Below are 23716 nucleotides of genomic sequence, written 5' to 3'. Positions count from 1 at the left end.
CGGCGGCTGCACCGCTCAGACCCGCACGAGCGGGCGGACCTTGCCGAGCAGTGCGGGGCCGATCCCCGAGACCTCCCCGAGCTCCTCGACGTCCGAGAACCGGCCGTGCTCCTCGCGCCAGGCCACGATGCGCTCGGCGAGCACCGGGCCGATGCCTGGAAGCCCGTCGAGCGCCGCGAGGTCGGCCACGTTGAGGTTGACCAGGGATGGCACAGAGCCCTGGCCCACAGAGCCCTGGCCCACAGAGCCCTGGGCCGCAGAGTCAGCCGCTCGCCCGGATCCAGCCTCAGGCGCCGCCTGGCCGGGCGCCGGCACGAGCACCTGTTCGCCGTCGACGAGCTGCCGGGCCAGGTTGACCGCGGCGAGGTCGGCGGCTCCCGTCGCGCCGCCGACCGCTGTGACCGCATCGGCCACCCGCGAGCCGGCAGGCAGCGAGACGAGGCCCGGGAGGGCGACCTCCCCGACGACGTGCACCACCACCATGGCCGCGGTGGAGTCGACGGGGGCCGGCTCCTCGACGGGCAGTTCCTCGACCGGCGCTGAGGGGCCGGCGACCTCGGGCAGCGACTCGGCGACCTCGGGGCCGCGGGGGGCGGACAGCGCGCGCACCGCGACACCGCCACCCACCAGGGCCACCACCACCGACGCCGTCAGGGCGAGGCGCATCGGCACGGCCCAGCGCTGACGCGGCCGACCGCGCTCGCGCGCCTGCGTCGCGGGGCCATGCTCCAGCGGATCGCCGTGCTCCGCGGCGTAGAGGCCGCCGACGCGTGCGAGGGCGCCCTGCCGCCACCGGTCGGCGACGTCCGCCGCATCGTCTGCGACGCCGTCGCGCCGCGGCTCGGGCTCCGCCACCGCCCGCTCCCCCTGGTGCGAGCGCTCAGGGGTCCACCGTGGGCGGGCGGCGGGATGGCCGGGCGGCGCGGCGAGCCCGAGCAGCCGGTCGCGGGCGATGCCGTCCGGTGATGCGGTCATGGCGGCACGGTAGGAGCGCGCGTCGGACTGCCGGTCTCACCGCCGCCCGCCAGGTCGACGAGGACGCGACGCCCGCGGCTGGGGGTGGCCGGTCAGGCGTCGGCGACGACCACTGCCAGCAGCCCCGATCCGACATGGGCGCCGATCACGGCGCTGACCTCGCAGACCTGGACCTTCCCGGCCAGGTCGCCGAGCCAGGCCTCGAGCTGGTCGGCGAGCTGGGCCGCGAGCTCGGGTTGGCCGAGGTGGTGCACGGCGACCCGGGCAGAGCCCCGTCGACGCACATCGGCGACGGCGAGTGCCTCCAGCCGGTCGCGGGCGGCCCGACGGGTGCGGACCTTCTCCGCCACCTCGATGCGCCCGTCCCGCAGCGTGAGGATCGGGCGCAGGCCCAGCACCGTGCCCAGGGCGGCGGCGGTCGCGCTGAGCCGGCCCCCGCGGCGCAGGTGGTCCAGCGAGTCCACGAGGAACCACGCGCTCGCCTGCGAGCCCACCTGCCGGGCGCGTTGCGCGACCTCGACACCGTCGACAGCGACCCGCTCAGGGCGGCGTCGCAGGTCGAGCAGGCGCCGCGCACGGGACTCCTCGGCGCCGGGAGCCGACGGATCGGGCCCGCCGCTCACCCCGTCACGCACCGCCTGCGCCGCCGACAGCACGGCGAAACCGAGCCCCATGACCACCGAGCGCGAGTCGACGACATGCACGGGCACCGGCGCCGCAAGCGCCGCGACCTGGGCTGAGCGGACCGTGCCGGAGAGGTCCCCGGAGATGTGCATCGACACGATCTCCCGGGCGCCGGACTCCACGGCGCGCGCATACGCCTCCGCGAACGCGGCCGGGGCGGGCTGCGACGTGGTCACCCGCTCCCCCGCGTCGAGCGCGGCAGCGAGCTGCGCGGAGCTGAGGTCCACGCCCTCCTGCCGTCGCTCACCGCCGATGACGACATCGAGGGGCACGACGATGACGCCCCACTGCGCGGCCACCTCGGGAGGCAGCGCCGCAGTGGAGTCGGTGACCAGCGCGACGGCCGGCCCGGCGGGCCGCCCCCGCAGCAGGCCGCCGCGCCGGACGGGCGTGCTCAGGCCGGCACCACGTTGACGAGCTTGGGCGCGCGCACGATGACGGTGCGCACGGCCCGGCCGTCGAGGGCGCGCTGCACCCCGGGGTCGGCGAGCGCGATCTCGCGCAGCGCGTCCTCGGTGACGTCGGCAGGCACCTCGGCGCGGCCGCGCACCTTGCCCTGCACCTGCAGGACGCAGGTGACGGTGTCCTCGACGAGGTAGGCCTCGTCGGCGACGGGGAACGGCTCGGCGGCCAGCGACTCGGGGTGGCCCAGCCGCGACCACAGCTCCTCGGCCAGGTGCGGGGCCACGGGCGCCGTCATGAGCACCAGCGGCTCGAGGGCGGCGCGCGGCGTCCGCGGCAGCGTCGTGAGGTGGTTGTTCAGCACGATCAGCTTGGCGATGGCGGTGTTGAGCCGCATGGCCTCCATGTCGGCTTTGACGTCCGCGATGGTGCGGTGCAGCACCCGCAGCGTCTCCTCCGACGGAGCCTCGTCGGTCACGACGAGCTCGCCCGTCGTCTCGTCGACCGCGTTGCGCCACAGCCGCTGCAGGAAGCGCTGCGCCCCGACCACGGCACGGGTCTCCCACGGGCGGGACAGGTCCAGCGGGCCCATCGACATCTCGTAGACGCGCAGCGTGTCAGCGCCGTACTCGGCGTACAGCTCGTCGGGCGTGACCGCGTTCTTCAGCGACTTGCCCATCTTCCCGTACTCGCGGAAGACCTCCTCGCCGTTCCACGAGAAGCCGCTCGGGACGGACTCGGCGGCCACGACCTCGGCGGCCGGGACGTAGACGCCGCGCGCGTCCTGGTAGGCGTCCGCCTGGATGTAGCCCTGGTTGAAGAGCTTGCGGAACGGCTCGACGCTGGCCACGTGGCCCAGGTCGTAGAGGACCTTGTGCCAGAACCGGGCGTACAGCAGGTGCAGCACGGCGTGCTCGACGCCGCCCACGTACAGGTCGACGCCGCCCGCGCCGTGGGTGTCCGCGAGGTTGTGGCCCGGGCCCATCCAGTACGACTCGAGCGCGGGGTCGACCACCTGGTCCCGCTGCCGCGAGTCGAGGTAGTGCAGGTAGTACCAGCACGACCCGGCCCAGTTGGGCATCGTGTTGGTGTCCCGGCGGTACGTCTTGGGCCCGTCGCCCAGGTCGAGCGTGACGTTGACCCAGTCCTCGTTGCGGCCCAGCGGCGCCTCCGGGGAGGACTGCGCGTCGTCGGGGGCGAAGGTGCGCGGCGAGTAGTCCGGGACCTCGGGCAGGTCGACGGGCAGCGCGGAGTCGGGCAGTGCGATCGGCAAGTCGTTCTCGTCGTAGACGATCGGGAACGGCTCGCCCCAGTAGCGCTGGCGGCTGAACAGCCAGTCGCGCAGCCGGTACGTGGTCGCCCCCGTGCCCAGCCCCTTGCGCTCGAGCCACTCCGTGATGACCCGCTTGGCCTCGGCGACGCCCAGCCCGTCCAGGCTGACCTCGTCGTTGGCGGAGTTGATCGCGACGCCGTCGCCGGTGTACGCCTCGCCCTCGAAGCCCTCGGGCGGCTGCACGGTGCGGATGATGGGCAGCTCGAACCGGGTCGCGAACTCCCAGTCGCGCACGTCCTGCGCGGGCACCGCCATGATCGCGCCCGTGCCGTAGCCGGCCAGCACGTAGTCGGCGATGAACACGGGGACGAGGGCGCCGTTGACCGGGTTGGTCGCGTAGATGCCGGTGAACACACCGGTCTTCTCGCGGCCCTCGCTCTGCCGCTCGATCTCCGTCTTGGCCGCCGCCTCGGCCCGGTAGGCCTCGACCGCCTCGGCGGGGGTCGCGTGGCCGCCCGTCCAGGCGTCCTTCGTCCCCTCCGGCCAGGCCTGCGGGACGAGCTCGCCGACCAGCTCGTGCTCGGGGGCCAGCACCATGAACGTGGCGCCGAACAGCGTGTCGGGCCGCGTGGTGAAGACCTCGATCTCGGCGACAGGCGTGCCCGCGACGTCGCCAGGCGCGGAGACCGGGAACCGCACCTGGGCGCCCTCGGAGCGGCCGATCCAGTTCCGCTGCATCGCGGTGACCTTGTGCGGCCAGTCGATCAGGTCGAGGTCGTCGGCCAGGCGGTCGGCGTACGCCGTGATGCGCATGTTCCACTGCCGCAGCGTGCGCTTGAACACGGGGAAGTTGCCGCGCTCGGAGCGCCCGTCGGAGGTGACCTCCTCGTTGGCCAACACGGTGCCCAGCCCGGGGCACCAGTTGACCGGAGTCTCGGAGACGTATGCGAGGCGCTGCTGGTCGAGGACGCGGCGGCGGGCCACGTCGTCGAGGTCGGCCCAGGCGACGCCCGCGGGCACGCCCTCGATGCCGGTGGGCACGGGACGGGCGCCCGTGGCGTACTCCTCGACGAGCTCGCTGACGGGCCTGGCGCGGCCACGGCCGCCGTCCGGGCGGATCGCGTCGGCGTCGTACCAGGACTCGAAGATCTGCAGGAAGATCCACTGGGTCCAGCGCACGTAGTCCGGGTCGATCGTGGCGAAGGTGCGCCGCTGGTCGTAGCCCATGCCCAGGCGGCGCAGCTGGCGCGCCATGATCTCGATGTTCGCCTCGGTGGTGAGCCGCGGGTGCGTGCCCGTCTGCACCGCGTACTGCTCGGCCGGGAGCCCGAAGGCGTCGTAGCCGAGCGCGTGCAGCACGTTGTCGCCGAGCATCTTGCGGTAGCGCGCGACCACGTCGGTGGCGATGTACCCGAGGGGGTGGCCGACGTGCAGCCCGGCGCCCGACGGGTACGGGAACATGTCCATCACGAAGTACGGGCGCGACTGCGGGTCGGCGTGCCGTCCCTGGCCGTCTGTCAGCGGGCCCGACGGGTTCGCGGCGAAGAACGTGCCGCGCTCCTCCCACCGGTCCTGCCAGCGGAGCTCGATCTGCTCCGCCATGGTGGCGTCGTAACGGAAGGGCACGTCATGGCCAGCGCCGGAATCGGCGGTGGGCTGGGAGGGAGCCTGCGAAGTCACTCCGCGAGTTTAGCCCCGCTGGCCTCGGCGACCGACTCCCCGCCCACGCTGCTCAGCGGGCTGAGCGGAACTCCGCGGTGAGCGGGCACTGGAACGGGTCGCGTGCCGCGAGGCCCACCTCGTTGAGGTAGCGCACGACGATCCGGTACGAGTTGACCAGCGTCGTCTCGGTGTAGGTGATGCCGCGCGAGGCGCAGAACTCGCGCACGATCGGCTGCACCCGGCGCAGCGACGGGCGCGGCATGCTCGGGAACAGGTGGTGCTCGATCTGGTAGTTGAGCCCGCCCATGAACAGGTCGGTGAGGCGGCCGCCCTTGATGTTGCGGCTCAGCAGCACCTGGCGGCGCAGGAAGTCGATCTTCATCGACGCCGGGACGATGGGCATGCCCTTGTGGTTGGGCGCGAAGCTGGCGCCCATGTACAGGCCGAACAGGCCGAGCTGGACGCCGAGGAACGCGAAGCCCATCCCGATGGGGAGCACCCAGAAGACGAGCGCGACGTAGCCGACGAGCCGGAACGTCACGAATGCGATCTCCACCGGGCGCCGCTTGACCGGGCCGCGGCCGAAGATCGTCTTGACGCCGGAGATGTGCAGGTTGAGGCCCTCGAGCAGCAGCAGGGGGAAGAACAGCCAGCCCTGGCGCTTGGCGAACCAGGCGGCCGCGCCGGTGCGCTCCTTCGGCAGGTCGTCCGTGGTGAACACGAGCACGCCGGAGGCGATGTCGGGGTCGGCGTCGACGGTGTTGGGCTTCGCGTGGTGGCGGCTGTGCTTGTGCGTCCACCAGCCGTAGGACATGCCCGCGTAGAGGTTGGCGACGACGAGGCTGGCCCAGTCGTTCCACCGCCCGGAGGCGAAGATCTGCCGGTGCGCGGCGTCGTGGCCCAGGAACATGACCTGCCCGAGCAGCACGGCCAGCACCGCGGCCACGACGAGCTGCCACCAGGAGTGGCCGATGAGCACGAACGCCACGACCGTGCCCGCCAGCAGCAGCGTGAGCACCGCGAACCGCGTCCAGTAGTAGCCGTAGCGCCGGCGCATCAGCCCGGACTCCTGCACGGTGCGCATCAGGTCGGTGAACTCGCTGACCTGGCGCTCGCGCGGCGAGTCGCCGGAGCCTCCAGGTCGCGCGGCCTTCTCGAGGCCGTCATCGGTCAAGGTGTGTGCCACGAGGGGACCCGTCTTCGTCGGCGGAGACGGGCAGCCAGGCGGCCGCGCGTCCGGTCGGAGTGAGCCCACACTAACCCCCGAAGGGGATTCCGGTGCGCCGGTCCAGATCGGTCGGTCAGGCCCGCGTCGGCTCGGGCGCCGGGCCACGTCCGACCGTGGCCACGACCAGCAGGCCTGCGGCGGTGAGCGCGGCGCCGACCCAGGCCGGTGCGAGGTGGCCGAGCCCGGCGGCGAGGACGAGCCCGCCGACCCACGCGCCCGCCGCGTTCCCCACGTTGAGCGCGGAGTGGCACAGGGCCGCGCCCAGCGACGGGGCGTCCGGCGAGAGGTCGATCAGGCGGGACTGCAGGCCGATCCCGAGGATCTGCGAGGTGATCCCGAGCGCGACGATGGCGCTGACCGCGACGACGGGATGCGCTCCCCCGAAGATCCCGATGGCGACCAGCGAGAGGATCGTCGAGCCGAAGCCGATGTGCATCGCGCGCGGCACCGACCGGTCGGCGAGGCGGCCGCCCACCAGGGTGCCGATGGTCATCCCGACGCCGAACAGCGCGAGCACCAGCGGGACGAGGCCCACCTCCAGCCCCGTGGCCTCGGTGAGGAGCGGGGAGATGTAGGAGTAGACGGCGAACATGCCGCCGAAGCCGATGCCACCGGCCCCGGCCGCGATCCACAGGCCCCGGTTGCGCAGCGCGCCGAGCTCGCTGCGCACGGTGGTCCCGGACCCGGCGGGCACGCTCGGCGTCCAGCGGATGAGTGCCGCGAGGGTGAGCAGGCCGAGCAGGCCCACCACGACGAACGCGAGCCGCCAGCCGAACTGCTGGCCGAGCCACGTGGACGCGGGCACGCCGACGATGTTGGAGATCGTGAGCCCGGCCATCATCGTGGCGACCGCGCGCCCGCGCCGCCCCGGCCCGGCGACGTGCGCTCCCAGCACGGCGCCGACGCCGAAGAACGCGCCGTGCGGGAGCCCGGCCAGGAAGCGCGCGGCGATGAGCCAGTTCGCGCTCGGCGCGACGGCGGCCAGCGTGTTGGCGACGGCGAAGGCCCCCATCAGCCAGAGCAGCAGGGTGCGGCGGTCGGCGCGGGCCGCCAGCGTGGTGAGCAGCGGGGCCCCGATGACGACGCCGAGCGCGTACGCGGTGATGATGTGGCCCGCGGTGGGGATCGAGACGCCGACGCTGGCGGCGATCTCGGGCAGCAGGCCCATGGTGGTGAACTCGGTGGTCCCGATGGAGAAGCCGCCGAGGGCCAGGGCGATCAGGGCCGGCTGGATGCCGCGTCGTCCGGCGCCGCCCGCAGCCGACGGGGAGGCCGGGCGCGCCTCGGATGCGGTCTGGACCATGTGTGTCGCCTCCCAGCGGTTCGACGTGGGGGGTGGCAGCCGGTCTCGGCGTTCTCGAAACGATTCGACGACGGCGCGTCGAATCGCCGTCGTCCACGTGCGGTGATGCGGGGAACCCTACCCTGCGGGCACGAGCCAGATGGCGGAGGCCGCCTTCTCCCCCAACTCCACCGGACGCTCGGGCTCGGTGGACCCCGCGGCCGGAGGCCGGACCCGCACCGCCGTCACACCCGTCACGTGCCGCCGCTCGGCGACCTCCACGCGGGCGTCCAGCACCAGGCCCACCGACTCCAGGTAGCGCAGCAGCTCCGGGTCGGAGTCCGAGATGCGGGCCACGACCCAGTCACCGTCGACCAGGTCCCACAGCACCCGGGCCGGCGGCATCGGCACATGGCCGTCGGCTGTGGGGATCGGGTCGCCGTGCGGGTCCCGCGTCGGGAAGCCCAGGCGCGCGTCCATCCGGTCCACCATCAGGTCGGAGACCGCATGCTCGAGCACCTCGGCCTCGTCGTGCACCTCGTCCCACCCGTAGCCCAGGACGCTCACCAGGAACGTCTCGATGAGCCGGTGGCGCCGCACCATCGCCACCGCATGGGCCACGCCCTCCGGCGTCAGCTCGATGGGGGCGTACGGGGCGTGCGTCACCAGCCCCTGGTCCGCGAGCCTGCGCACCGTCTCCGAGACCGTCGACGCGCCCACCCCGAGCCGCTCGGCGAGCATCTTGGTGGTGACGGGGGCCTGCGACCACTCGCCAGCCGACCAGATGACCTTGAGGTAGTCCTGGGCGACGGACGTCAAGGCATTCGAATCCGGGGAGCTCACGCGCCCAGCCTAGGGCCGAGGGCGGTGGCCGCCTGGGCGGGCGCCGCGGCGTCGGACGCGAGACCGCCGCCCGCTGCCGCCCCGCGCCCGCGCAGCCGGCGCAGCACGCCCCGGCGCGGCGCGAACAGGAACACCAGCGCGAACACCAGCCCCTGGGCGAGCACGACCATCCCGCCGCTGGACGCGTCCAGGTAGTAGCTCGCATACAGCCCGGCGAGCGCGCAGCCCCCGGCCAGCACCGGAGCGATGACCAGCATCCTGCTCATCCGCTCGGTGAGCAGGAACGCCGTGGCGCCGGGGGTGATGAGCATGGCCACGACCAGCACCACGCCGATGGCCTGCAGCGCGACCACCACCGTCAGGGCAAGCACCCCGAGCAGCAGCGCGGCGAGCACGCGCGGGGAGATGCCGACGGCATGCGCATGCGTGCGGTCGAACGCGTACAGGGTCAGGTCGCGCCGCTTGAGCACCAGCACCGTGAACGCCAGGGCGCCGAGCACCACCACCTGGGCGATGTCCACATCCGAGACGCCGAGCACGTTGCCGAACAGGATGTGGCCGAGGTCGATCTGGCTGGGCGTCACCGACACCAGCACGATGCCCAGCGCGAACAGCGTCGTGAACACCACCCCGATCGCGGTGTCCTCCCGGAGGCCGGTGGTCTCGCGGACCATCCCGATCAACGCCACCGCCCCGAGGCCGAACACCAGGGCCCCCACCGCGAACGGCACGCCGGCGAGGTAGGCCAGCACCACGCCGGGCAGCACCGCATGCGCGACGGCGTCGCCCAGCAGCGACCAGCCGATCAGCACGAGCCAGCAGCTCAGCAGCCCGCAGACCACCGCCGCGACCACCGTCACCAGCAGCGCGCGCTGCATGAACTCGTACTGCCACGGCTCCGCGAGCCACGCGACGACGGTCATGAGTCCCCTCCGAAGGCGAGCGCGAGGTTCTCGGGCCGCAGCACCTCCTGCGGCGACCCGGCGGCCAGCACCCGGCGGTGCAGCAGGACCGCGTCATCCGCGAGGGCGGGCAAGGCGGCGAGGTCATGGGTGGAGACCAGGGCGGCGACGCCCTCCGCGACGAGCTCGCGCAGCAGCGCGGTGAGGGTGGCTTGTGAGGACACGTCCACGCCGGCGAAGGGCTCGTCGAGCAGCAGCACCTGGGCCTCCTGCGCGAGGCAGCGCGCGATGAACGCCCGCTTGCGCTGGCCGCCCGACAGCCGGCCGATCTGGCGCCCGGCGAGGTCGGTGAGCCCCACGCGCTCGAGCGCCGAGTCGACCGCCTGGCGATCGGCGGACCGGAGCCCGCGCAGCGGGCCGAGCCGCCCGTACCGCCCCTGGGACACCACGTCGCGGACGGTGAGCGGGAACGACCAGTCGACGTCCTCCGACTGCGGGACGTAGCCGAGCAGCGCCTCGCGGCGGGCGTCGCGCGATGTGCGGCCGAGCACGCGGACGTCGCCGGCGTCGGGGCTGACGATGCCCATGATCGCCTTGAGCAGGCTCGACTTGCCCGAGCCGTTCATGCCGAGCAGCCCGGTGAGCCGTCCCGGGAGCACTGTCAGGTCGGCCCCGTCGAGGGCCACGACGTCGTGATAGCGGACCGTCAGGCCACGGACCTCGATCGCGGCGGCGCTCATGAGCCCGCCGCCTCGTCGGCGCCGGTGAGCCCCGCGACGATCGTCCGGACGTCATGCGCGAGCAGGTCGAGGTAGGTGGGCACCGGGCCGTCGGGCTCGGACAGCGAGTCGACGTACAGCACCCCGGCGAACCGGGCCCCGGCCTCGTCGGCCACCTGCTCCTGGGCGGTGGAGGAGACGGTGGACTCGCAGAACACCGCCGGCACGCGGTTGTCCCGCACGAAGTCGATGGTCGCGGCGACCTGCTGCGGGGTGCCCTGCCGCTCGGAGTTCACCGGCCACAGCCAGGCCTCGGCCAGGCCCGCGTCGCGGGCGAGGTAGGAGAACGCGCCCTCGCAGGTCACCAGCGCCCGACGCGCCGGGTCGAGCGAGGCGAGCTCGCGCTCGAGCTCGTCGCCGAGGGCCGCGATCTGCGCCGAGTACGACGCCGCGTTGGCGCGGTAGTCGTCGGCGTGCTCAGGGTCGAGCGCGGCGAACGCGTCGGCGATGTTCGCGACGTAGACCTGCGCCGCGGCGGGCGACATCCACGCATGCGGGTTCGCGTGCCCCTTCGCCTCGCCCCCGGTGATGGGGATGGTCTCGACGCCGCCCGAGAGGGTCACGTGGGGCGCGTCGAGCCGGTCGACGAACTTGTCGAACCAGGCCTCGAGGCCGAGCCCGTTGTCGAGCACGAGGTCCGCGCGGGCCGCCCGGCGCAGGTCGTCGGGCGTCGGCTCGTAGCCGTGGATCTCGGCGCCGGCCTTGGTGACCGACTCCACGCGCAGGTGGTCGCCCGCGACGACGCCCGCCATGTCGGCGATCACCGTGAAGGTGGCGAGCACAACAGGCCGCCCGTCCTGCGCGGCGCTGGTGGCCTCGGACTGCGGCCGGGCGCCGGCGCCTGCGCATCCGGCCAGGAGCAGCACGGCGCAGACCGCTGCGCCTAGTCGAAGAGAAAAGTTCGGCACACCGAACATTCTGCCGCCCAGCGGTATGCCGGGGCAACCCGCCCCGCTGGCCAGCCCAGCACGAGTCAGCCCAGCGGCACGAGCAGTGGCGAGCGCGGCCTCGTCAGCAGCGGCGACAGCGACGGCCACGCGACCCGCGGGCCCACCTCCACCGAGGCGTCGGTGCCGACCTGCACCACCTGGTAGTCGAGCAGCCTGCGGTCGTCCGGGTCGAAGCGCAGCACCGTCATCTCCGCGATGCCGTTCAGCGGACCCACCGTCGCCTGCCCGGATGAGGCCCCGGCCGTGCTCGAGCTGACGTAGCGCACGCCCTCGCCCGTCATCGACGGCCCCGACCTGCGGTGCATGTGCCCCGACACCTGCGCCGGCACACAGCCCTCGTCGAGCGCGGCCTGGCCCACCCGCGGCGTGTGGATGAGCAGCAAGTCGACCCCGTCCGGGTCGGCGCAGGCCGTCTCGGCGAGCCGAGCGCCCATCTCGGCGGCGGTCTCCGTGTCGGCCGACGACGTGCCGGCGCCGATCCGCGTCTCATTCGGGTCCCGGTCGCCGAGGATGCGCAGGCCCGCCACCTCGACCACCTCGCCCGAGAGCACCGTGGCCCCGGCCCGCGCGTACATCGCCGACGTCTCACGCGAGTCGTGGTTGCCCGGCGACGTCACGATCGGCACGCCGGCCGGCGCCGCCTGCGCGAATGTCGTCACGCAGTACTGCTCCACCGCGGTGCCGTTGATCGTCGTGTCGCCCGCGTCGAGGATCACCTGGGCCTGCGACAGCTCGGCCAGCGAGCGGATCACCGGGGCCATGCCCACGTTGCAGTGCAGGTCGGAGATCACCACCAAGGTGATCGGCTCCGAGCGCTCAGCGGCGTCCTCGCTCGGCGTGGGCGTGGCCGTCGGGCTGGGCGTGGCGCCCTCCTCCCCTTCAGCCTCCCCTGTGGCCTCCCCAGCACCCTCGTCAAGGTTCTGCTCCGCTGCCGGCACGCCCGCGTTCAGGCGCACCGACGGTCCCGCCTGCGCCTGCGCCTGCTCGATGAGCGTCTCCCGCTCACGCCACGCGACCTGCAGCGCGGACTCGGCCTGGTCGTAGAACGCGGTGTTCGAGCGGTAGGCGTCCACCACATAGCCGCCGTAGGTGTCGATCACGCCGCCGAGCCGCCCGGTCACCCGGGCGCCCTCGAGGGGCGTGCCGTCGAAGACCGAGGACACGCGGGCCTCGGGCTGCGGCCGCGCCGCCTCGCCCAGGCTCGAGGTGAGCACGCCCAGTCCCAGACTCACCACCAGCACGCCGCCCGTGATCTGACGGGCGTGGGGCGCCACGCGCTCGGCCAGCTCCTCGCGCCGGCCCCGGCCCATCAGCCACCGGCCACCCCACCAGGCGAGCGCCAGCACCGCGAACGCCCCCAGCGAGCGCCGCACCGCATCCGTGAGGAGCGCCTGCGTCGCGTCATGCACCGTGGCCTGCGGGCCCGCGAAGAACTGCAAGTAGCCCTGGAGGTCGCCACTGAGGACCTCCAGCGTCGTGGCGGCGTCGACTGCGGTGAAGGAGTCGGGGATCTCCTCGACCGTGACGTGGACGCCGAGCGTCAGCGGGAGCGGCGAGTCGAGCTGCAACGTGCCCAGCGGTCCGAGGTCGACGGTGACCACGCTGTCGGTCGTGACGTCGTAGCGCGCCTCATGCGGGCCCAGGCTCAGGTCGGCGGTCGCCGTCGTGACGCCGAAGACCAACGCGATCAGGGCGCCGAGCAACGCGGGCAGCCCCACCCGCAGCCAGCGCGAACGCGCGCGACGCTGCGTCGCGGACTGCTCGGCCAGCGGTTCGGGGGTGCGCTCAGAGGGCGCCGACGGCTCGCTCATCGCCCGCAGCCTAGGTCGAGATCCTTGGCGCCACGACTCGTCCCCGGAGTGCCGCTACTGGTAGGTGACCAGGTCAGGCACCGGTGTGACCTGGTATGTCTGAGTCGGGTCGAGCATCGGGACGTCCTCGTCGATGAAGTTCTTCCACCCCCAGCGCACCCCCGCCGGGGCGCCCAACTGGAGCGCGGCCCAGGTGCCGGCCTTCGCCGGCTGCGAGCCCTGGCCGTCGACGTGGATGAGCAGCGCGAGCTCGTCACGACTCGTGTCCAACCGCTCGCGCTCGGTGATCATCCGCAGCGAGAACTGGTGCAGCACCAGGAGCTTCTGGGGCAGCGCCCGCTCGCGGGTGAAGTCCGCGAGCCAGGTGACGACGGCGTTGACCTCGTCGATGCCCACCGAGCCGATCTGCCGCAGGTGCACCTGGTCGGGGGCGAGCCGCCATTCGGGGTCCAGGGCGAGGCTCACATGCGGGAGCGCGAGCAGGTCCGCATACGCCTGCGCCTGCGTGACGAAGTCGGTGCGGCCCGGCTGCAGGTCCAGCACGACGGCCATACCCGCCTCGCCCGCCGCCTCGACGAGCGGGCGCAGGTCCTCCACCGGGCGCATCCGGGAGTAGCTGCCGTCCTCGGGCCCCGCCGAGGCGATCGTCGCGATCACCTCGAGCATCGGGACCACCGTGTCGCCGGTGAGCGCCTGGTACTCGCCCGCGAGCTGCTGGGCGCGGGCGATCGTCGCCGGCACGTCCTGCTCGCCCAGCAGTCCCAGCGCCGGGGTGCCGGGAGTGCCGTACAGCGCGACGTACCTCTTGCCGGGCGCGCCGGGCGCCGTCGGGAACACGAGCTGGCCGCCGCCGGGGGCCTGCACGCCGGTGGCGGCGCTCGCGAGGCGCGGGGCGAGGAGCTCCTGCGAGCCGAACGACGCGCCGAGGGCCAGGACGGGACCGCTCCCGGCGAGCGCGTCCACCGTGGCCGCGGACGCGCGGGGGTCCCCTCCCGGCACGACGTGCACCGGCAAGCCGGCCGCGCGCGCGGTGGCGACGGCGGCGAGGTGGGCGGGGTGGCCGTCGGTCAGCACAGTGGTCACGGCGGCGGGCTCCGGCGGGCTGACCTGCGGGAGCACGGAGCCGCCAGCGGGGTCGGGGGTGGCATCGGACGTCTCTTCCGGGATGTCCTCCGGGGCGGCGTCGGCGCCGGCTGCTGTCAGCACCGCCGTGGCGGGGCGTCCGAGGGCCGCGACCGCCGCCAGCTCCTGGCCGACGTCAACGGGCCGCACCTCGCCGAAGCGCAGCCCGGTCGCGTCCGCGAGCGCCGAGCCCACCGGCGCGTGGGCCGCCAGGGACACCGCGTCGATGCCGTCGGGCGCTGAGGCGCCGCCGATGACGAGCACCGCGCGCACGCCGAGTCGCACCAGCTCCGCGGCGACCGCGTCGTCGGCGGGGCCGTCGGTGAGCAGCAGCGGAACGCCTAGGGCCACGGCGGCCGAGGCTCCGGCGAGCTGGGCGGGGGTGTCGGCGGCAGGGGCCAGGACCACCACCGGCGCCTGCGCGTACCCGGCTCTTATACACATCTCCGAGCCCACGAGACAGGCAGAAAACTCGTATGCCGGCTTTTGCTTATATACACATCAAATAGACAAAACTTTCAACAACGTATGCCTGCGCGTGCGGCGGGCGGCGGGCCGCGAGCGCCGCGGTGGCGGCGGCGTCCCCGGCGCCAGGCGTGCGCGCCGCCGCCGGCCGGTTGCCGGCGGCCGCCAGCGCCGCCGGGGTGGCCGTGGCGGAGGGGGCGGCGTCGGAGGGAGCCGGGCGGGGGCCCACGACGCAGGCCGTGACAGTGAGCCCCACGACGACCGCTGCCCCGAGGCCCAGTCGGGCGAGCGGGAGCGTGCGACGGGCAGGACGGGCGGGCACGGGGCTCCTCGTGGTCGGCAACCAGCAGAACCCCACACCCTAGGCGGGCCTCGCGTCGCGCGCGGAGTCGGCGGATGGCGCCCGATGCGGGCGCGGAGCGGCGGGCACGCGTCGAACACGGCAGGATTTCCCCATGACACACGAGGTCAGCACGGCAGGCGCCTATGTGACGTCGGGCGCCGAGTTCACCAGGGACGACCGCTACATCGCGACGCGGATCACAGCGGACGGGCGGGACGGCTACCCCGTCGAGGCGGGCAGGTACCGCCTGGTCGTGTCCCGCGCCTGCCCCTGGGCGAGCCGCGCGGTGATCGTGCGGCGGCTGCTCGGCCTGGAGGACGCCCTGTCGATGGCGGTCGCCGGCCCGACGCACGACCGGCGCTCGTGGACCTTCGACCTCGACCCCGGCGGCGTCGACCCCGTGCTCGGCATCCCGCGCCTGCAGGACGCCTACTTCGCCCGGTTCCCCGGCTACACACGGGGAATCACCGTGCCGGCGATCGTCGACGTCACCACGGGCGAGGTGGTGACGAACGACTACGCCCAGATGACCCTGGACCTGGAGACGGAGTGGGTGGCACTGCACCGCCCCGGCGCCCCTGACCTGTACCCGGAGCACCTGCGCCCCGAGATCGACGCGGTGGCCCGCGAGGTGTTCCGGGACGTCAACAACGGCGTCTACCGATGCGGCTTCGCCGGGTCGCAGGAGGCGTATGACACGGCCTACCACCGCCTGTTCGACCGTCTGGACCGCTTGTCCGAGCGACTCGAGCGCCAGCGGTACCTCGTCGGGGACACGATCACCGAGGCGGATGTGCGGCTGTTCACCACCCTGGTGCGGTTCGACGCGGTCTACCACGGCCACTTCAAGTGCAACCGGAGCAAGCTCACCGAGATGCCGGTGCTGTGGGCGTACGCGCGTGACCTGTTCCAAACGCCCGGCTTCGGCGACACCGTCGACTTCGACCACATCAAACGGCACTACTACGTGGTCCACGAGGACATCAACCCGACGCAGATCGTCCCGCAGGGCCCCGACCTGCGCGGCTGGCTGACGCCGCATGGGCGCGACGAGCTGGGCGGGCGGCCGTTCGGCGACGGCGTCCCACCAGGCCCCGTGCCCGAGCAGGACCGGGTGCCCGCCGAGCACACCGCCGCCGCGATGGCGGGCTGAGAGCCACACAGGCACGCACTGGGAGGGAGGCCGCCATGGCCGGGCTCGCAGCAGAGGAGGCGAACCCCGACGCCGGAGGGCTGGTGCTGCGGCGCCTCGCCGACCAGGCGGCGCAGCTCGCCGCGCAGGAGCCCGGAGTGCGCGCCGCGGACCCGGAGGCGGTGCATGACATGCGGGTGGCCACCCGCAGGCTGCGCAGCGCGCTCGGCACGTTCCGACCCGTGCTGCTGCGCGCGCGCACCGCCCCGCTGCGCGACGACCTGCGCCGGGTCGGGCGCCGGCTCGGCCAGGCCCGGGACGCCGATGTCAGCCGCGCCGGGCTGGGCGACCTGCTCGCGGAGGTGCCGGCGGGCCTGGTCATCGGGCCGGTGCGCACCCGCCTGGACGCCGATCGCGGCTCCGCGTACGAGGCCGCGCTGGCACGCGTCGTCGAGGACCTCGACGGGCCGGACTGGGCGGCCCTGCGCGCGAGGGTGGCGGAGTTGGTCGCGGACCCGCCACTGACATCCGCGGCCAGCCGTGGCATCGACGAGGTGCTGCTGCCACGCGTGGACCGGGCGTTCCGCCGGCTGAGCCGCGCGTGGCGGGCGGCGCGCGCCGAGCAGTCGGGCGCGCAGCGGGACGCCGCGCTGCATGAGGCGCGCAAGGAGGCCCGCCAGGCCCGGTACGCGGCCGAGACGCTGGCGCCCGTCGTGGGGCAGGACGCCGTGCGCAGCGCGCGCGCCGCCGAGCGGGTGCAGGACCTGCTCGGCTCCCACCAGGACCTCGTCGTGCTGCGCGGCGTGCTGCGGCGGGCCGCCGTCGAGGCGCCTCTGGCCGGGGGGAACGCGTTCACCTACGGCCTGCTGCACGACCAGGCCCGGGTGCGCGCGCTCGAGCTCGAACAACAGCTCCCCCATCTGGCGCGACGGGCCACCCGGCCCGGGCGGCGCGCGTGGATGCGCTGACCGCCATCCGGACAGGGCCTCGCCACCGGCCCCGCACACGGTTAGCGTCCGTGGCGACAAGCCCCCGGGGAGCGCAGGAGCGCTGAGAGTGCGGCCGGACGAGAGTCCCACCCGCAGACCCGTGGAACCTGATCCGGCTCACACCGGCGTAGGGAGCAGGGCATGTGTCGTCGGGCTCCCCCGTCGCCGCGTGGCCGACGGGCTGGGCGGCGAACGCTGCCCTCCTCCGTCGTCCACACCGCCGACCCGGGGGCGTGGCGGTGCGCATGTGGCTGCCCGGGGGTCCGCCTGACGGACGAGTCAGTGCTACGGAGCACCAGGCCGCAGAAGCGGGCACGCGTAGGCTCGTCGGCAGCGTCAGTTGTGAATAGGGGACAGCCCCCGCATCCCCCACCCCGGCCGAGCTGGGAGTCGGCGCGCGCCTGTCGCTGCAGCCCATGACCGCCGACTTCGTCCCCGTCATCCTCGAAGCCCTGGAGGCGGCGGCGCGCCCCGAGGTCGAGGTCGTCACCGACGACGTGTCGACCTTCATCCGGGGAGCCGAGGACGATGTCGTGGCCTACCTCCTCGACGCGATCTCCGCCGCCGCGCAGTCCGGCGCACACGTCGTCGCGCATGTGCACCTCTCGCGCGGGTGCCCGGGCGAGGTCGCCTGCGCCGTCGACGACGCGATCCTGCGACGCCCGGTCACCCTGAGCCCGCTGCCGCCGAGCCACCACGCCGCGAGCGCCCACTGGGCGCTGTACCCGCTCGACGACGGCGACGCAGACGGCCCCGGCGACCACATGGCCGGCATCCTCGCCGCGATCGAGCACGCCCGCGGGCTGGGCGTCGTCACCGGCTCCGAGCACTTCGTGACGCGGCTCGACGGCGATCTGGCCGACGTGCTGGCGGCCGTGGCGCAGGGCTGGCTGCTCGTCGGGCAGCGGGTGCGGCATGTGGTGTCCCACGCGACGATCTCGCTGGGCTCCCCCTCGGCCAGTGCGGCGGGCGCCCGATGACCGCCGTGCGGCGGCGTGCCGCGCTCACCCTGCACGAGCTGGTGCTGCTGGCCGCGCTCGCCGTGGTCGCCGGGTTCCTCTACTGGGCGCTGGTGCAGGGCTGGCTCGCGCTGCAGGTGGCGATGGGCCCGTTCGGGGACCTGGCGCAGAACGTGCTGGCCGGCGGGTGGATGGTGGTGGCGCCGCTCGCGGTGTTCATCGTGCGCAAACCCGGGGTGGGCGTCGTCGCGGAGATCGTGGCCGCGCTCGTCGAGGTCGTGTTCCTCGCCTCCCCCGTGGGCCCGATGCTCCTGGTGGTGGGCCTGGTGCAGGGCGCGGGCGCCGAGTTGGCCTTCACCCTCACCCGGTACCGGCGCTACGGGTGGGGCGTGTTCGTGCTCTCCGGCCTCACTGCGGCCGCCGCGAACCTGGCCATCGGCATGGTGCGGTTCGGGTGGGCGACGCAGGACTGGTTCGCGCTGCGGGTGGCGCTGCAGTTGGTGAGCGGCGTGGTGCTGTGCGGGCTGCTGGCCCGGGTGGCCGGCGACGCCTTGCTGCGCACCGGGGTGCTGGACGATCACGCGGCGGGACGCGCGCGGCTCGCCTCGGACGCGGCGGCCGATTCCCACGCTGTGGCAGTCGCCGGCGAGGGCAGGCCGTGATCCGGGTGCGGGGGCTGTCCGTGCGGTACCCCAGGGCCGCGCACCCGGTGCTCGACGGGCTCGACCTGGACGTGGGCGCCGGCGAGCAGGTGCTGCTGGTCGGGCCCTCCGGCGCGGGCAAGAGCACGGTGCTGCGCGTCCTGGCGGGCGTGGTCCCGCAGTCGATCGGGGCGCAGGCGAGCGGCGAGGTGCGGGTCGCGGGGATGCCGGTGCTGGGCGCGGCCGAGGTTGCGGGCGTCCCGACGCTGGCCCGGGAGGTGGGCGTGCTCACGCAGGACCCCGCCGACCAGCTCGTGCTGCCGACGGTGCTCGACGAGGTCGCGTTCGGGCCGGAGAACCGGGCCGTGCCGCGCGAGCAGATCGGGCCGCGGGTCGAGCGGGCGCTCGCGCTGGTCGGCGCGGGGAGCCTCGCCGGGCGCCGCACCAGCGAGCTGTCCGGCGGCGAGGGCCAACGGGTGGCGCCCGCCGCGGCGCTGGTCGCGGACCCCTCCGTGCTGCTGCTCGACGAGCCGACCGCGCTGCTCGACCCCGTCGGCGCCCGACAGGTCGCCGACGCGGTGCGTGCCGCGCGCCACGGCCGGGCCTGCGTGATCGTCGAGCATCGGCTCGACGAGATCGGCAGCCTCCCGGGGCGCATCGTCGTGCTGGACGAGCAGGGGCGGGTGCGCGTCGACGGCCCGACCGGCGCCGTGCTGGCCGAGCGGTCCGCCGAGCTCGTGGCGTTGGGGTGCTGGCTGCCCGCGTCCGCCGAGCTGCGCGCGGCCGGCTTCGACTCCCCCTCTCATGTGGCCGCCGCTGTGCTGTCGGCCGGCGAGCCGGCTGTGTCATCGGCCAGGGAGCCGGCTGCGCCATCGGGTGGGGAGGTGGTGCTGCGGGCCCGGTCGGTGCAGGTCGACCGGGGCGGGCGCCGCGTGGTGGGCCCCGTCGACCTGGCGGTCCGGCGCGGGCGCGTGACAGCGGTGGTCGGCGTCAACGGATCAGGCAAGTCCTCGCTGCTGCTGGCCCTGGCGGGGTTGCTGCCGAGCGCGGGCGAGGTGTCCGGCGGCAGGGTGGGCATGGCCTTCCAGCACCCCGAGCACCAGCTCCTCACCCGCAGTGTCCGGGCCGAGCTGGCCTACGGGCCGCATGCCGCCGGACGGCCCGACGCCCAGGCCGTCGCCGAGCGCGCCCTGCTCGACCTGGGCTTGCGGGACCTCGCCGAGCAGGACCCGTTCCGCCTCTCCGGCGGTCAGCAGCGGCGCGTCTCCCTCGCCGCGATGGCCGTGTGCGCCCACGACGTGCTGCTCGCCGACGAGCCCACGTTCGGCCAGGACCGCCTCACCGGCGCGCTCGTCGCGGGGGCGCTGCGCGGCCTGGCCGACGAGGGCCGTGGCGTCGTGCTCGTCACGCATGACCTGCGCCTGGTCGGCGCCCTGGCCGACGAGGTGGTGGTGCTGCACGGCGGCCGGGTGCTGGGCTCCGGCCCGCCCGCCCGGCTGCTGGCGGACACGGCCCTGCTGCACCGCGCAGGGCTAGCACTGCCGCCGCTGCTCGAGGCGTGGCGGTCGTCCGGCGCCAGCCTGCGCCCGTTCCTGGCGGCGCTTGACGACGGCGTCCGCGCGTCGGCCGGGGCTCTGCTGTGGTGAGACGGCCTGCCGAGGCGAGCGGCACTGCCGAGGTGGGCAACCCAGGGCTGGGCCGGCCGATGGGGCACGACTCGCTGCTGCACCGCCGCAACCCGACGGTGAAGCTCGGGGTGCTGCTCGTCGTCACGGGCGCGCTGGTGGCGGTGCTGGACCCGTGGACGCCCCTGGCCCTGCTGCTCCTGGCAGGCCCGGCGGTCACGTGGGCCGGCGCGCTGCCATGGCGGGTGGTGCTGCGCGCCCAGGCCGCGTTCACACCCTTCGCGCTCAGCGTCTTCCTGGTCAACGCCGTCACCCGGCCCGGCGACGTGCTGCTCACGGCAGGCGCCCTGGAGGTCACCGGGGCGGGTGTGGCGGTGGGCGCCTCGCTCGCGTGGCGGACGGTGCTGGTGGGGACGTTGTCCACCGCTTTCGTCCTCACCACCGATGGCGCCCGGCTCATGACGAGCCTGCACCAGCACGCCAGGCTCGGGCCGCAGGCGACCTTCGCGGTGCTCGCGGGGTACCGGATGCTCGAACAGCTCCCGGAGCGCTGGACGACCATCCGCCAGGCGCAGGCCGCACGCGTCCCGCCCGGGCGGCGCGGCCGGGGCCGAGTGCGGGGCGCGGCGCGCGCGGCGTTCACCTTGCTGGTGGTGACGCTTCGGCAGAGCCAGCGGATGGCGGTGTCGATGGAGCTGCGGGCGCTGGGCTCGGGCCCCCGCACGGTGCACAGGCCCGTGGCGCTGGGCCGGGCGGATGCGCTGTTCACCGCCGTGGTGCTCGGCGCCTGCGCGGCGGTGGTGGCCGCGTCGGCCGGGGCGGGCTGGCTGGAGTCGTTCGGCGCGTTCAGCCCGCCGTGACCTTGATGAGGTTGCGCCACGGGTCCTCGAAGGACAGCGTGAGGCCGTCGTGGCGCGCCTGCACGCGAGCGTGCGCGAGCCGGTCGCCGAGGGCAGCGACGTCGTCGGCGGTGGGGACGACGATGCCGATCTCGCCCAGGCCCAGCGCGGAGGCCCGGGGCCCGGCTCCTGCGCTGTTCCAGGTGTTGACGGCGATGTGGTGGTGGTAGCCGCCGGCGGCGACGAACAGCGCGCCGTGGAACTCCGCCATCACGTCGAAGCCGAGGGCGTCGACGTAGAAGTCGCGGGCCGAGGGCACGTCGCCGACCTGCAGGTGCACGTGCCCGATCGTGGCTCCGCTGGCCGGCACGGCGGGCAGCCCGAACGCGTCCACGCTGGAGGGCTCGCGCAGGTGCTGGCGCAGGAACTCGTTCGGGTCGAGCCGCAGCGAGTCCATCTGGACGTGCCCCTGCGGGTCGAAGCCCCAGTCGCCACGGTCGCGGTCCCAGTACAGCTCGACGCCGTTGCCCTCGGGATCGGTGGCGTAGAACGCCAGCGAGACGAGGTGGTCGGCGCTGCCGACGTAGCTCTGCGGCGCCTTCTGGGCGACGGAGGCGACGGTCGCCGCGAGCGCGGCGCGGTCCTCGAAGAGGAAGGCGCTGTGGAACAGGCCGGCTTGGCCGCGCTGCTGGGGCGGCAGGTCGGGGGTGTGGCGGAGCACGACGAGCGGGGTCGTCCCGCGGCCCAGGGTGACGACGTCCGGGCGCCCGGAGCCCGCCAGCCGGTCGATGGGCGTCTCGATGACGTCGAAGAGCAGCACGTCGCGGTAGAAGCGCACCTGCTGGTCGAGGTCGCCGACGAGGAGGGTCACCGCGTCCATCCCGGCGCCTGCGGCGATCGCGTCGGTGCGGCCCGGAAGTGTCGCGGGGGTGGTGGGGACGGTGCTCATGGGTGCTCCTCGGTCGGTGGTCTACTCCCAATGTAGTTGATCGTTCAACTTCACGCGAGCCCGGCCCATTCCCGCTGCGCCACAGAGCCCGCGGGGGCATGCTCGATCGATGGACGTGACGACCAAGCGGATCTACTCCCCCGTCAGCCCCGACGACGGCTACCGCGTGCTGGTCGACCGGCTGTGGCCCCGCGGCGTCAGCAAGGCCGAGGCCAACCTGGACCTGTGGCTGCGCGATGTGGCGCCCAGCACCGAGCTGCGCACCTGGTGGGACCACGACCCCACGAAGCAGGCCGAGTTCGCCGCGCGCTACGACGCCGAGCTCGACCACAACCCCGCGGTCGCCGAGCTCCGCCACCTGGCGCAGTCGCACCCGCGCGTCACGCTGCTCTACGCGGCGCGCGACCCGCACATGAACCACGCGCAGGTGCTGCTCGACCACCTCGAGGGCGAGCCCTAGCCCGGGCTGCCGCGGAACACCGCCCACGCGTGCGGCGGCACGACGCCCGGGCCGCCCTCCGCGACGCCGAGGTCGCCCGAGCGCAGCATCCGCTCCCCCACCGGGTCCTGCGGGGTGAACGGCTCGTCCGCCAGATTGAGCACCAGCACCAGCCGCTCGGCCCCGTCCGGCGAGGAGGACTCCACCACGAGCTGCTCGTTGGCGACCTGCACCGTGCGCCCCGCCACCCGCACGAGCCATGGGTGCCGCCGCCGGAACCCGATCAGGCGCTGGTGCTCGCGATAGACGCCCCAGCCCTCGGGGGCGAGGCCGGCCGGGGCCGCCGGGAACTCCGGGCGGATGGCGTCGTCACCGCCGAAGCGCTCCTCCTTCACCCCCCGGAAGCCCTGCTCGTCGCCCGCGTACACCGACGGGGTGCCCGCGACGAACATCAGCACCGCCAGGGCATGCGTCGCATGGCGCACGTCGCCCACCCGGTCGGCGATGCGCGTCACGTCGTGGTTCCCCACGAAGGTCTGCGGCAGGAACACCTCCAAGAAGGCCCGGTGCCGGTCGAGCGCCCACGCCAGCTCGTAGAAGTTGCGGTCGGCGAGCGAGCTCCAGACCGCCTTCCACAGCTCGTACTGGGTCACCGAGTCGATGCCCGACTGGGTCACGTACTCGGCGTAGTCGCCGTGGATCATCTCCCCGAGCACCCACGCCTGCGGGTGCTGGGCGCGCACCTCGGGCAGCACCGCCTGCCAGAACGCGGGCGGCACCGCGTAGGCGGCGTCGAGTCGCCAGCCGTCGGCGCCGCGGGCCAGCCAGTGCGACATCACGTCGGCCACGTAGCGGGCGACCTCGGGCTCGTCGTGGTTGAGCACCACCAGCTGGTCATGCCCCTCGAAGACCGCCGGGACCGCCGCGTCGCCGTCGCCCTCCCACCGCACCCAGCGGCCCGCGTCGCTCCCCGGACCGTCCGCGAGCGCCGCCTGCACCCGGGGGTGCCCGCGCCCGACGTGGTTGAACACGCCGTCGAGCACGAGCCGCACGCCGCGCGCCCGGGCAGCCGCCACCAGGGCGTCCCAGTCCTCGTCGCCGCCCAACCGCGGGTCGAGCGCCAGGTGGTCGAGGGTGTCGTAGCCGTGCGTCTGCGAGGCGAAGACCGGTCCGAGCAGCAGCCCGTTACAGCCCAGCTCGACGACGTAGTCGAGCCAGTCGGTGAGCCGTCCGAGCCGGCGCCGGACGCCGGGATCCGGGTCGGGGCCGTCCACCGGCGCCCCCGTGAACCCGAGCGGGTAGGCGTGCCACCAGATGGCGTGGTCGACCCAGTCGGGCATCAATGCTCCTCAGTACGGCCGTGCGGCGGTGCGGCTCAGCGCCCGGGCGCCTGGCGCGGGCTGCCCCGATCCTCTCGCGTCC

20 protein-coding genes and 1 riboswitch are annotated in these 23716 nt (G+C 74.2%); of the genes, 7 read left to right on the top strand and 13 right to left on the bottom strand.

All coding sequences use genetic code 11. From position 1 onward, the window contains the following. Positions 1 to 15: 15 nt before the first annotated feature. The 11 genes from BN3788_RS14500 to BN3788_RS14445 form a co-directional block, all read right to left on the bottom strand. Positions 16 to 975 (bottom strand): helix-hairpin-helix domain-containing protein, encoded by a 960-nt coding sequence (locus BN3788_RS14500; RefSeq protein WP_234346667.1) that lies wholly within the window; start codon positions 973 to 975, stop codon positions 16 to 18. 92 nt (positions 976 to 1067) lie between these two features. Continuing rightward, positions 1068 to 1994 carry a DegV family protein gene (locus BN3788_RS14495; protein ID WP_261797950.1) on the bottom strand — a complete coding sequence of 309 codons (927 nt, stop codon included), beginning with the start codon at positions 1992 to 1994 and terminating at the stop codon, positions 1068 to 1070. Between the two features lie 59 nt (positions 1995 to 2053). Further along, a complete protein-coding gene (leuS, locus tag BN3788_RS14490) occupies positions 2054 to 5014 on the bottom strand; it encodes a leucine--tRNA ligase (RefSeq protein ID WP_066587678.1) in 2961 nt (986 codons plus the stop codon). 52 nt (positions 5015 to 5066) lie between these two features. Continuing rightward, positions 5067 to 6080, bottom strand: a complete 1014-nt coding sequence (locus tag BN3788_RS14485; protein WP_082813054.1) for a fatty acid desaturase family protein — start codon at positions 6078 to 6080, stop codon at positions 5067 to 5069. Between the two features lie 217 nt (positions 6081 to 6297). After that, positions 6298 to 7527 (bottom strand): MFS transporter, encoded by a 1230-nt coding sequence (locus BN3788_RS14480; protein WP_082812952.1) that lies wholly within the window; start codon positions 7525 to 7527, stop codon positions 6298 to 6300. A gap of 117 nt (positions 7528 to 7644) precedes the next feature. Beyond that, positions 7645 to 8349, bottom strand: a complete 705-nt coding sequence (locus tag BN3788_RS14475; protein WP_066587676.1) for a metal-dependent transcriptional regulator — start codon at positions 8347 to 8349, stop codon at positions 7645 to 7647. Next, on the bottom strand, positions 8346 to 9272 hold the full coding sequence (locus BN3788_RS14470; protein WP_066587673.1) for a metal ABC transporter permease: 927 nt from the start codon (positions 9270 to 9272) through the stop codon (positions 8346 to 8348). Before BN3788_RS14470 ends, BN3788_RS14475 begins: the two co-directional genes overlap by 4 nt. Further along, positions 9269 to 9991, bottom strand: a complete 723-nt coding sequence (locus BN3788_RS14465) for a metal ABC transporter ATP-binding protein (protein WP_066587665.1) — start codon at positions 9989 to 9991, stop codon at positions 9269 to 9271. The genes BN3788_RS14470 and BN3788_RS14465 overlap by 4 nt, the downstream gene beginning before the upstream one ends. Beyond that, the gene (locus BN3788_RS14460) at positions 9988 to 10947 is read right to left on the bottom strand and encodes a metal ABC transporter substrate-binding protein (RefSeq protein WP_066587656.1); all 960 of its coding nucleotides are present in this window, start codon (positions 10945 to 10947) and stop codon (positions 9988 to 9990) included. The genes BN3788_RS14465 and BN3788_RS14460 overlap by 4 nt, the downstream gene beginning before the upstream one ends. A gap of 56 nt (positions 10948 to 11003) precedes the next feature. After that, complete coding sequence (locus BN3788_RS14455) at positions 11004 to 12791, bottom strand: metallophosphoesterase family protein (protein ID WP_082812951.1); 1788 nt, start codon at positions 12789 to 12791, stop codon at positions 11004 to 11006. Positions 12792 to 14403: 1612 nt separating this feature from the next. Next, positions 14404 to 14700, bottom strand: a complete 297-nt coding sequence (locus BN3788_RS14445) for a hypothetical protein (protein ID WP_066587648.1) — start codon at positions 14698 to 14700, stop codon at positions 14404 to 14406. 133 nt (positions 14701 to 14833) lie between these two features. Between BN3788_RS14445 and BN3788_RS14440 the strand changes: the two genes are divergently transcribed. The 6 genes from BN3788_RS14440 (at position 14834) to BN3788_RS14415 (ending at position 20927) form a co-directional block, all read left to right on the top strand. Then, positions 14834 to 15874 carry a glutathione S-transferase family protein gene (locus tag BN3788_RS14440; RefSeq protein ID WP_066587646.1) on the top strand — a complete coding sequence of 347 codons (1041 nt, stop codon included), beginning with the start codon at positions 14834 to 14836 and terminating at the stop codon, positions 15872 to 15874. Between the two features lie 35 nt (positions 15875 to 15909). After that, on the top strand, positions 15910 to 16821 hold the full coding sequence (locus BN3788_RS14435) for a CHAD domain-containing protein (RefSeq protein WP_066587644.1): 912 nt from the start codon (positions 15910 to 15912) through the stop codon (positions 16819 to 16821). 55 nt (positions 16822 to 16876) lie between these two features. Then, positions 16877 to 16995: riboswitch (TPP riboswitch) on the top strand. Positions 16996 to 17225: 230 nt separating this feature from the next. Continuing rightward, positions 17226 to 17822, top strand: a complete 597-nt coding sequence (locus tag BN3788_RS14430) for a YkoF family thiamine/hydroxymethylpyrimidine-binding protein (protein WP_315969775.1) — start codon at positions 17226 to 17228, stop codon at positions 17820 to 17822. Beyond that, positions 17819 to 18463: an ECF transporter S component gene (locus BN3788_RS14425; RefSeq protein ID WP_082812949.1), complete on the top strand. Its 645-nt coding sequence runs from the start codon at positions 17819 to 17821 to the stop codon at positions 18461 to 18463. The genes BN3788_RS14430 and BN3788_RS14425 overlap by 4 nt, the downstream gene beginning before the upstream one ends. Continuing rightward, positions 18460 to 20088, top strand: coding sequence for an ABC transporter ATP-binding protein (locus tag BN3788_RS14420; protein ID WP_066587642.1), 1629 nt, complete (start codon positions 18460 to 18462; stop codon positions 20086 to 20088). Before BN3788_RS14425 ends, BN3788_RS14420 begins: the two co-directional genes overlap by 4 nt. Next, the gene (locus tag BN3788_RS14415) at positions 20085 to 20927 is read left to right on the top strand and encodes an energy-coupling factor transporter transmembrane component T family protein (RefSeq protein ID WP_147525135.1); all 843 of its coding nucleotides are present in this window, start codon (positions 20085 to 20087) and stop codon (positions 20925 to 20927) included. The genes BN3788_RS14420 and BN3788_RS14415 overlap by 4 nt, the downstream gene beginning before the upstream one ends. Here the strand turns inward: BN3788_RS14415 and BN3788_RS14410 are convergent. Continuing rightward, positions 20914 to 21855, bottom strand: a complete 942-nt coding sequence (locus tag BN3788_RS14410) for a VOC family protein (RefSeq protein WP_082812947.1) — start codon at positions 21853 to 21855, stop codon at positions 20914 to 20916. The two genes, BN3788_RS14415 and BN3788_RS14410, sit on opposite strands and share 14 nt — an antisense overlap. A 109-nt stretch (positions 21856 to 21964) precedes the next feature. Between BN3788_RS14410 and BN3788_RS14405 the strand changes: the two genes are divergently transcribed. Continuing rightward, complete coding sequence (locus tag BN3788_RS14405; protein WP_066587637.1) at positions 21965 to 22315, top strand: DUF488 domain-containing protein; 351 nt, start codon at positions 21965 to 21967, stop codon at positions 22313 to 22315. Here BN3788_RS14405 and BN3788_RS14400 read toward each other — a convergent pair. Next, a complete protein-coding gene (locus BN3788_RS14400) occupies positions 22312 to 23634 on the bottom strand; it encodes an alpha-amylase family glycosyl hydrolase (RefSeq protein WP_066587635.1) in 1323 nt (440 codons plus the stop codon). The genes BN3788_RS14405 and BN3788_RS14400 overlap by 4 nt on opposite strands. Positions 23635 to 23716: the final 82 nt, after the last annotated feature.

The sequence above is a fragment of the Cellulomonas timonensis genome, assembly GCF_900046455.1.
In the GTDB taxonomy this organism is placed as follows: Bacteria; Actinomycetota; Actinomycetes; order Actinomycetales; family Cellulomonadaceae; genus Cellulomonas_A; species Cellulomonas_A timonensis.
This window is presented reverse-complemented; position numbering and strand designations above follow the sequence as displayed.

Excerpts from the sequence above, each read along its gene's own strand:
- BN3788_RS14465 (WP_066587665.1), bottom strand. The coding sequence starts at position 9,991 with ATGAGCGCCGCCGCGATCGAGGTCCGTGGCCTGACGGTCCGCTATCAC.
- BN3788_RS14485 (WP_082813054.1), bottom strand. The coding sequence starts at position 6,080 with ATGCGCACCGTGCAGGAGTCCGGGCTGATGCGCCGGCGCTACGGCTAC.
- BN3788_RS14425 (WP_082812949.1), top strand. The coding sequence starts at position 17,819 with ATGACCGCCGTGCGGCGGCGTGCCGCGCTCACCCTGCACGAGCTGGTG.
- BN3788_RS14410 (WP_082812947.1), bottom strand. The coding sequence starts at position 21,855 with ATGAGCACCGTCCCCACCACCCCCGCGACACTTCCGGGCCGCACCGAC.
- BN3788_RS14480 (WP_082812952.1), bottom strand. The coding sequence starts at position 7,527 with ATGGTCCAGACCGCATCCGAGGCGCGCCCGGCCTCCCCGTCGGCTGCG.
- BN3788_RS14400 (WP_066587635.1), bottom strand. The coding sequence starts at position 23,634 with ATGCCCGACTGGGTCGACCACGCCATCTGGTGGCACGCCTACCCGCTC.
- BN3788_RS14435 (WP_066587644.1), top strand. The coding sequence starts at position 15,910 with ATGGCCGGGCTCGCAGCAGAGGAGGCGAACCCCGACGCCGGAGGGCTG.
- BN3788_RS14455 (WP_082812951.1), bottom strand. The coding sequence starts at position 12,791 with ATGAGCGAGCCGTCGGCGCCCTCTGAGCGCACCCCCGAACCGCTGGCC.
- BN3788_RS14405 (WP_066587637.1), top strand. The coding sequence starts at position 21,965 with ATGGACGTGACGACCAAGCGGATCTACTCCCCCGTCAGCCCCGACGAC.
- BN3788_RS14470 (WP_066587673.1), bottom strand. The coding sequence starts at position 9,272 with ATGACCGTCGTCGCGTGGCTCGCGGAGCCGTGGCAGTACGAGTTCATG.
- BN3788_RS14440 (WP_066587646.1), top strand. The coding sequence starts at position 14,834 with ATGACACACGAGGTCAGCACGGCAGGCGCCTATGTGACGTCGGGCGCC.
- BN3788_RS14460 (WP_066587656.1), bottom strand. The coding sequence starts at position 10,947 with ATGTTCGGTGTGCCGAACTTTTCTCTTCGACTAGGCGCAGCGGTCTGC.
- BN3788_RS14500 (WP_234346667.1), bottom strand. The coding sequence starts at position 975 with ATGACCGCATCACCGGACGGCATCGCCCGCGACCGGCTGCTCGGGCTC.